Here is an 8,292-nt window from a genome sequence, read left to right as displayed (position 1 = left end):
CTACGACAAACTCGCCCGCAACTACCGGGCAGCGATTGTCCTGGTCACCGCCCTGCTCTGGATCAACACATGATCCATCGGACACGGCCTAGGACGTCACCTGCCCCACTGCGCGACACCCAGGCACGGCTGCCGTCGGCCGACGGCCAAACCCGGGCCGACTCCCTCCTCCGCCCCCGGCGATGCACGCACCTGGCCGCCGCTCGCCCCGGGCGCCGACTCTGAGACGCGCCCTAGCCCCCGCCCCGAAGCGTCGCGATCAAGGCCGGGACGAGCACGGCGTTGGGGCTCTGCTGCGGGACGAACAGGACCGCCGCCCCGCCCCCCGCCGGACGGATCCAGACCCGTCCCTGCTCGACGACGGCGTCCCCCACCATCTCCCACGACACCGAGGTCCGCCCACTCCGCAACCCGCCCGGATGGACGATCAGCCCCTGCGCCACCTCCACGGCCCCGCCGCCCCGGACCCGAGCCGCGATCCCGGCGACCAGCCGCGTCTCGGCCCGCTCACGGCAGGTCTCGACAAGCCGCGTCCAGAGCCCCTGCGCGTCATACCCCCCGGACGAGTCGAGCACGACCTCGACCCGCTGCCCCGCCTGAACCGGATGACGGCCGACCCGAAAGATCCACTGCGTCGGCAGGGCCGTCTTCCAGTACGCCGTCCACTCGACGTCCGTCCAGGCCAGAGCACTGTTCCCATACGAGACGACCCGGTCGTCCACAGAAAGCGGAAGTCCCCGCACCTCAGCGGTGACCGGTTCGGCGACCCGCTGCGCGACGACCCGGGCCCGAGCCGGCTGCGGATTGAGCGCCTCCGTCCACGCCTCCCCGTCCCACCACCGCAACTTGCTCTCACCCAACGGATCCGGATACCACCCAGGCCGCGTCATCCCCCACCCTCCACTCCGCCCAACCCCCACGCCCCATCCACCCGAACCGCCCCCACTCGCCCCGCAACGCGCCCAACCCCCCGCCAGTTCCCCACACGCCCACGCGCCCGACCCACCCGAACTCACGCGGACCCGCACACGCCGCATGCATGCACAAGCCCGCGCCACGCTCGCGCGGCCCACGCACGCCGCGCGTTCACGCCCCCGCGCATCGTTCGCGCGCGGCCCCGCACACGCCGCGCATGTACAGGCCCGCGCTACGCTCGCGCGGCCCCGCACACGTCACGCATGTACAGGCCCGCGCTACGCTCGCGCGGCCCCGCACACGTCACGCATGCACAGGCCCGCGCCACGCTCGCGCGTGGGTCGTGCACAAGTCCCCGCGGGCTGTGCGAGGACCTGGCTCGACCACGCGAACGGCGGAGTGCAGGGCCTCTCGCGCGGACGCTTGTGCGCGGTTCCACGGCGGAGTTCGTGTGCGGGCTCCGCGCGTGTTGCGCATGACTCACGGCCTTGTGATCTCTCCAGCGTGGAGGCAGCGTACCGACGAGGCGTGTCCGTCATGTGCGTTTCGTCCCAGGGTGTCGTGATCGGCGTCCGGGCCGCATGCGGCCGCTCTGACGTGCGAGGATCGCAACATGAGCGACGCCGCCAACGCGCCTTACGTCCTGCCCGGAACCGGCTGGCCGGACGACCCCGCCGGGCTGGACACGCCCGTGGCGCACGACGCCGCCGAGGTCGCCGGACTCGCCGCGTCCGCACCCTCGCTGCACGAGCTCGTCGCCCGCCAGTCCGTCTGCCGAGCCTGCGACCGGCTCGTCGAGTGGCGCGAGAAGGTCGCGGTCGAGCGACGCCGCATGTTCGCCGACGAGCCGTACTGGGGACGCCCCGTCCCCGGCTGGGGAGACCCCGAACCCGCGATCCTCATCGTCGGTCTGGCCCCTGCCGCGCACGGCGGCAACCGCACCGGGCGCATCTTCACCGGAGACCGCTCCGGCGACTGGCTCTTCGCCTCCCTCCACCGCGTCGGCCTCGCGAACCAGCCCACCAGCGTCCACGCGGACGACGGCCTGCGCCTCATCGGCGCCCGCGTGGCCGCGACCGTCCGCTGCGCCCCACCCGACAACAAGCCGACCCCCACCGAACGCGACACCTGCCGCCCATGGCTGGCCCGCGAGATCGCCGACGTCACCCCGTCCGTCCGCTGCGTGGTCTGCCTCGGCGGCTTCGCCTGGCAGGCCGTCTGGCCCGCCCTCGACCAGGCCGGATACACCCTGCCCCGCCCCCGCCCCAAGTTCGGCCATGGCACGGAAGCCGAGATCACCGCCCCCGACGGAACCCCCGTCACCCTCCTCGGCTGCTACCACCCCAGCCAGCAGAACACCTTCACCGGCCGCGTCACCGAGGACATGCTCGACACCCTCTTCACCCGAGCCAAAACCCTCGCCACCCCCCGCTGACCCACCCAACGCCCGCGCAACCGCCTCGCGCCGCCAAGACAACGCCGAGGCCATGCAACCCGATAGACACACCACCTGCGCAAACGCCGTCCCGCAACACTTGAGCCTCCAGCCCCCAAGCCGCCAACACCAACGCCCACCCCCGCATCACAGGCCCCCCGTACACACCCGCCTCAACGCCCCGCCGTGCACGCCCCGCCGTGCACGCCCCGCCGTGCACGCCCCGCCGTGCACGGCCTGCGGTGCATGCCCCGCCCCCGCATGCGCCGCGTCGCGGGCCCCGCTGTACATGCCCCACCCCCGTACGCCCGCGCGTCGCGGGCCCCGCTGTGCAGACCTCGCGTTCCACGCCTTGCCGTGCATGCCTCGCGTCGCACGCTCTCCAGTGCGCGCCCCGCTCAACCTGCGCTGCTCCGCGGGCCCTGCCGCACAGATCCGCGTCGCATACCCCGCCGTGCAGACCCGCATCACAGGCCCAGCCGTGCAGGCTCCGCTCCGCATGCCCCGCGTCGCGCGCCCTGCCGTGCAGGCTCGCGTCGCGTGCCCTGCGGTACACGCCCCGCTCCGCATGCCTTGCCGTGCAGGCCTGCGTCGCATGCCCTGCCGTGCAAGCTCGCGTCGCATACCCCGCTGTGCAGGCCTTGCGTTCCACACCCTGCGGGGCATGCCCCGCCTTCGCACGCCCCACGTTGCGCGCCCTGCCGTGCAGTCCTCGCGTTGCACGCCCTGCGGTGCGTGCCCTGCTCCGCCTGCGCTGCTCCGTGGCCCTTGCCGTGCAGGTCCGCGTCGCGGCCACGATGTACAGACCTCGGATTCCACGCCCTGCGGTGCACGCCCCGCTCCGCGCGCCCCACCCCGCCCCCCCCAGGCTCCGCGTCGCGGGCCCTGCCGTCCAGGCCTCGCGTTGCACGCCTTGCCGTGCATGCCCTGCTGCGCAGGTCTTGCGTTCCCACGCCCTGCGGTCCGCGCCCACTCCGCATGCCCCGCCCCCGCACACCTTGCGTCGCGCGCCCCGCGGTGCTGGTCCGCGTCGCATGCCCCACGGTGCGTGCCCCGTTCCGCCGACGGTGCTCCGCAGGGTCCGCCCTGTGCCTGTTGGTCGCAGGAACGGCATGGCATGTGCCGTCCGAGGTTTGAGGTGTCCGGTGCTTCGGGGACAGGCGTGCGTTGGCGGAGGTGGCTCTGGTTTGGTTTCGAGGACGCGTCTGCTGGTGAGCGCGGGGTCTGGTTGGACGGTCGGTTCCGGGGGGCCGATGCTGAGGCGTCGTGATGCCCCGAGACGACATTGCTGGTCTGCTTCGGCCGCGTCTGCCCTCGTGGATGCGCCACGTTCTGGTGGGTTGGCGTGGGACGCGTCGTGCCTCGGATCGCTGGAGATCGTCAACGTGTCCAGCGGTATCGGGGCGCTTGCTCGCATGTTGCGCGATGCGGGAGCGCGGTCTACGCCGGGGGCCCGCGGTATCCCGGGACAGGCCGGAGCCCTGGTCTCGCACCGTGGGCGGGTTGGTGAGTCGTTCCGCTTGTTGGACTGGAACGTGCCTGGTCAGCGGCGGCGGAGGGGGTGTCAGGCCGTTGTGATGGGCGGCGGGGGGCCTGGGGGCGTGGTCTTGCCCGGTGTGCTCGTGTCGCGGCGGGCCGGGGTGCGGTCTGGGAGGCGGCCCGTTGCGTCCTGGTGCTAGGGGGCCTTGGCGGTGAACGGGTCGATGTCGAACCGGCCGTGGCCGCAAACGGGGCCGAAGTTCCAGGACGCGCGGACCCAGACCCGCTCGTCGGGCGGAATGACGTGGAGGGCGGTCGGCGTCGGCTCGCACTGGCCGGTCTCGCTCTCGCCGTCGCTCGCGACGACCGTCCAGCGCAGAAGCGTGTAGGCGTGCCCGCCCGGATACACGGTGAAGGCCTGGGGCGTGCCCTGGCGGCTCGTGGACGTCGGGATGGCCGAGTTCTGCGGGTTGGCGAGGCCAAGGCCCGGGAATCCGTACACTCGGCAGGCGTGGCCCGAGACGTTGGTGAGGGTCAGCCGGGCGGAGCGGCTGCCCGCCGCGCCTTCGATTCCTCCGAGGCTGGCGTTCCAGACGGGAGCCGGGCAGCGTCCGATGGGGGTACGACCCGAACCACCACCTGAGCCACCGCCCGAACCACCACCCGTACCGCCGCCCGAGCCGCCATGGGCTCCGCCGCTCACGTCGTCGCCGCCGTCGCCCGGGGTGGACGTGCTTCCTGCCGAGCCGGTGGTGTTGCCGTCGCCCTTTCCGTTGAGGGAGAACGTGCAGCCGGTCGCCATGATGGCGACGACAGCGGCGACGAGCGACCCCTGGACGATCCGTGACATATACGTCTCCCCTGGACTGTGATGGTCCTGTGGTGGCGGGGCAGGGCCGTGGCCGAGCGACTCCCCGAAGTGGCCGCTTGGCGCCCCCGTCTGGCCCTGTCCCGCCGTTTTCGCGATGCACATACTGAGATGCCGGACTGGCTTGAGTTGTTCGGATGTGCGACGCATGGGGTGAAGGGGGCGGCCCGCAGGGTACCGGAGCGTTATGGCTGTTGAGAAGATCCCCCCGTCCGCCGAACACATCGTGATCGTCGGCGGCGGCTATGTAGGGATGTACACCGCGCTCCGGCTCCAGCGCCGACTGCGTCGAGAGCTCCGGCGCGGGGAGGTCGTGGTGACCGTCGTCGACCCGCAGTCGTACATGACCTACCAGCCCTTCCTGCCGGAGGCCGCCGCCGGCAACCTCGAACCCCGCCACGTCGTCGTGCCGCTCCGCCGCGTCCTGAAGCACTGCCGCGTGCTGAACGGCCACGTCGTCGGCATCTCGGCCGAGCGCCATGTCGTTCGCGTTCGTCCAGCGGGCTCTCCCGCCTCGGGACAAGGCGCGGACGAGGCGATGGAGCTGCCCTTTGACCGGCTGGTCGTGGCGCTCGGATCGATCTCGCGGACGCTGCCGATCCCCGGACTGGCCGAGTGCGGGATCGGGTTCAAGACCGTCGAGGAGGCCATCTACCTGCGGAACCATGTGCTGCACCAGCTGGACATCGCCGTCTCCAACGACGACCCCGAGGTGCGGCGGCGAGCGCTGACCTTCGTGTTCGTCGGGGGCGGGTTCGCCGGGGTGGAGGCGCTCGCGGAGCTGGAGGACATGGCGCGCGACGCGTGCCGCTGGTATCCGACCGTCCGGCGGGAGGACATGCGCTGGATGATGGTCGAGGCCGCCGACCGGATCCTGCCCGAGGTCGGGCCCGAGATGGGGCGCTGGACGGTCGAGGCGCTGCGCGGGCGCGGCATCGAGATCAAGCTCGAGACGCTGCTGAAGTCCGCCGAGGACGGGCACATCGTGCTCAGCGACGGCGACGAGTTCGACACCGGGACCCTGGTCTGGACGGCCGGGGTCAAGCCCCACCCGATGCTCCGGGAGACCGACCTTCCCCTGGACGACAAGGGCCGGGTGAAGGCCACCGCCGAGCTGACCGTCGAGGGCCATCCCGACATTTACACCGCCGGTGACAACGCGCGCGTTCCCGACCTGAGCGGGTTCGGGGACTTCACCGCGCCGAACGCGCAGCACGCCGTCCGGCAGGCCCGCACGCTCGGCGACAATCTGGCCGCCGGCCTGCGCGGTAGGCCGCTGACCCCGTACAAGCACGCCTACGTCGGGTCGGTCGCGGGCCTCGGCCTGCACAAGGGGGTGGCGAACGTCTACGGCGTGAAACTCCGCGGACTGGTCGCCTGGTTCATGCACCGCACATACCATCTGTCTCGAATGCCGACGACCAATCGGAAGTTCCGGATCACCCTGGACTGGACGCTCGCCCTGTTCTTCCGCCGCGAGATCGTGTCCCTGGGCGAACTGTCCAGCCCGCGCGCGCAGTTCGAACTCGCGACCGAGCGTCGGCCCGAGGGCGGCTGACCATCCAGGCGGCCGACGGAGCCGACCGGCACGGTCGAAACGTTCCAGAAGGCGGTCGAGGTGGTCGGGCCTGCGGGCCTCGCCGGGGCGATCGTCCCGGGCGGGTCGATTGTTCCAGGCGGGGCGATCGGTGCAGACGGTGCGATCGGTGTGGACGGGTCGATCGGGGCGTACGGGGCGATCGAGGTGGATGGGTTGATCGGGTCGGATGGTGCGGACGGGGCGTTGGGGACGGCTTGGTCGGCGGACGTGAGGGAGGACGTGCGTGAGTGAGGGCGTCGCCGGGCGGCTGGGGCCGCTGCTGGCGCGGATCCTGCTCGGGGAGGCGGACTCGCCTGCCGCGGAGCTGCCGATCCGGGTGAAGGCGTGGGATGGAAGTTCGGTCGGCCCTGAGGGGGCTCCCGCCTTCGTCGTGAGGCACCGCAGGGCCCTGCGCAGGATGCTGTGGAAGCCGGGCGAGATCGGGCTCGTGCGCGCGTACGTCGCGGGGGAGCTCGACATCGAGGGTGACGTGTTCGACGCGCTGGAGGCCGTCCAGCAGGTGATGCGGATCGGGGACGAGCCGATCCGGCTGAGCGGCGAGGACAAGCGCGAGATCGTCCGGACGGCGGTCATGCTCGGCGCGGTCGGCACCGAGCCGCGCCCGCCCGCCGAGGAGTTCCCCGCCGGGGACACGCGGGACGTGTCCGGGCCGCTGGACGCGCCCGCCGACTTCTTCACCCAGATGCTCGGACCGTGCCTGGCGACCTCCACGGGGATGTGGGACCAGGCCGTCGATCTGGAGGACGCCCAGCGCGCCGCGATCGGGGCCGTCGGCGAACGGCTCGGCCTCTTCTCCGGCGCGCGCGTGCTGGATCTCTCCGGCGGCTGGGGAGCGTTCGCCCACCACGCCGCCGCCGAGCACGGCGCGCGCGTCGTCGCGCTCGTCCGGACCCCGGAGCAGGCCGAGCACATCCGTAAGCGGTGCGCCGACCTGCCCGTGGACGCGCGCGTCGGTGACCTGAGCGTCGCCGGGGACGGCCCGTTCGACGCTATCGCCGGGCTCGCCGGCGTGGACGCGCTCGACCCGCCGTCCGCCCGCCTGTACGAGCTGCTGGCGCCCGGCGGCCGCCTGCTCCTCCAGCAGCAGACGCGCCGCCCGGGGCCGCACCAGATCCGTCGCACCTTCACCACCTCCTATATGTTTCCAACGGATGGCGAGCTCAGAACGTTGGGGTCGATCGTCGCCGGACTTGAAGAGGCCGGTCTCGAAGTGCGCGGAACGGCCGCCCTCCGCGAGCACCACGCCCGGACGCTGCGGGCCTGGGCGGCGGCCCTGCGGCTGCACTGGCCGACCGCCGTCGAGCGCGCCGGCGCCGGACGCGCCCGCGTATGGCTTCTCTATCTCGCCGCGTCCGCCCTGGCCTGCGAGAGCGGACGGGTCGGCGTCCACGCGATCACCGCCGTCCGCCGCGACCGCGACGGCCGCGCCGGAACCACTCTCGTGGAGGACCGCGCCGTCCTCCGCCGCTGACCCCGCCCACTCCACACGTCCACCCCACACGTCCACCGCGCCCCGTCCGCCGACTCCGCCCCGCCCCGACCGCGTCTGCCCCGACCGTGTTCGCCCTGATCGCGTTCGTCTCCGACCGGCGTTCGTCCGTCCGCCGCGTCCGCCGAGTCCGTCGATCCCATCGACCCGTCCGCCGGTCGTGTCGGTGCCTCCGTTCGCCGGTGCCGGTTCGTTGAACCGGGCCGGTTTTCGCGGCGCCGAAGTCGGTCAATGGACCTTGAACGTGCGTTTTCACCCGGCGAACCGGTGGTTCTGGACGTTGAACGGGTCACGGTCGTGAATTACTTCCGGTGAATTCCACGTACCGCCGGTATGCTGACGCGCGCCCCTGTGGCCCAACGGCAGAGGCAGGCTCCCTAAAAGAGCTTTTGTGTCGGTTCGAATCCGACCAGGGGCACCAGTGAGCCCCCGGCCCCCTCGGCGGCCGGGGGCCTCCAGGGATCACGGAACCTCGGGGCGCGCCCTGCGAGCCACGCCTTCGAAGG

5 protein-coding genes and 1 tRNA gene are annotated in these 8,292 nt (G+C 72.3%); 4 read left to right on the top strand and 2 right to left on the bottom strand.

The features are described from left to right. Positions 1–233 precede the first annotated feature (233 nt). Entirely contained in the window at positions 234–890 is a 657-nt protein-coding gene (locus AB0L06_RS40115; protein WP_500236605.1) for a DUF2510 domain-containing protein, read from the bottom strand. A gap of 638 nt (positions 891–1,528) precedes the next feature. On the opposite strand from AB0L06_RS40115, the gene AB0L06_RS40110 reads away from it, so the two are divergent. Next, entirely contained in the window at positions 1,529–2,350 is an 822-nt protein-coding gene (locus AB0L06_RS40110; RefSeq protein ID WP_500236604.1) for a uracil-DNA glycosylase, read from the top strand. A 1,675-nt stretch (positions 2,351–4,025) separates the two neighbouring features. On the opposite strand, the gene AB0L06_RS40105 is transcribed toward AB0L06_RS40110, so the two are convergent. Further along, a complete protein-coding gene (locus tag AB0L06_RS40105; protein WP_500236603.1) occupies positions 4,026–4,679 on the bottom strand; it encodes a DUF4232 domain-containing protein in 654 nt (217 codons plus the stop codon). Positions 4,680–4,884: 205 nt separating this feature from the next. On the opposite strand from AB0L06_RS40105, the gene AB0L06_RS40100 reads away from it, so the two are divergent. The 3 genes from AB0L06_RS40100 (at position 4,885) to AB0L06_RS40090 (ending at position 8,207) form a co-directional block, all read left to right on the top strand. Then, positions 4,885–6,255, top strand: coding sequence for an NAD(P)/FAD-dependent oxidoreductase (locus AB0L06_RS40100; RefSeq protein WP_500236602.1), 1,371 nt, complete (start codon positions 4,885–4,887; stop codon positions 6,253–6,255). Positions 6,256–6,520: 265 nt separating this feature from the next. Next, entirely contained in the window at positions 6,521–7,768 is a 1,248-nt protein-coding gene (locus tag AB0L06_RS40095) for a class I SAM-dependent methyltransferase (RefSeq protein WP_500236600.1), read from the top strand. A 363-nt stretch (positions 7,769–8,131) separates the two neighbouring features. Next, positions 8,132–8,207, top strand: a tRNA-Leu gene (locus AB0L06_RS40090). The last annotated feature ends 85 nt before the right edge of the window (positions 8,208–8,292 follow it).

The organism is Spirillospora sp. NPDC052269, assembly GCF_040679435.1.
Classification (GTDB): Bacteria; Actinomycetota; Actinomycetes; order Streptosporangiales; family Streptosporangiaceae; genus Spirillospora.
This window is presented reverse-complemented; position numbering and strand designations above follow the sequence as displayed.

Coding starts and splice junctions, on each gene's coding strand:
- AB0L06_RS40115 (WP_500236605.1), bottom strand. CDS start 890: ATGACGCGGCCTGGGTGGTATCCGGATCCGTTGGGTGAGAGCAAGTTG.
- AB0L06_RS40110 (WP_500236604.1), top strand. CDS start 1,529: ATGAGCGACGCCGCCAACGCGCCTTACGTCCTGCCCGGAACCGGCTGG.
- AB0L06_RS40105 (WP_500236603.1), bottom strand. CDS start 4,679: ATGTCACGGATCGTCCAGGGGTCGCTCGTCGCCGCTGTCGTCGCCATC.
- AB0L06_RS40100 (WP_500236602.1), top strand. CDS start 4,885: ATGGCTGTTGAGAAGATCCCCCCGTCCGCCGAACACATCGTGATCGTC.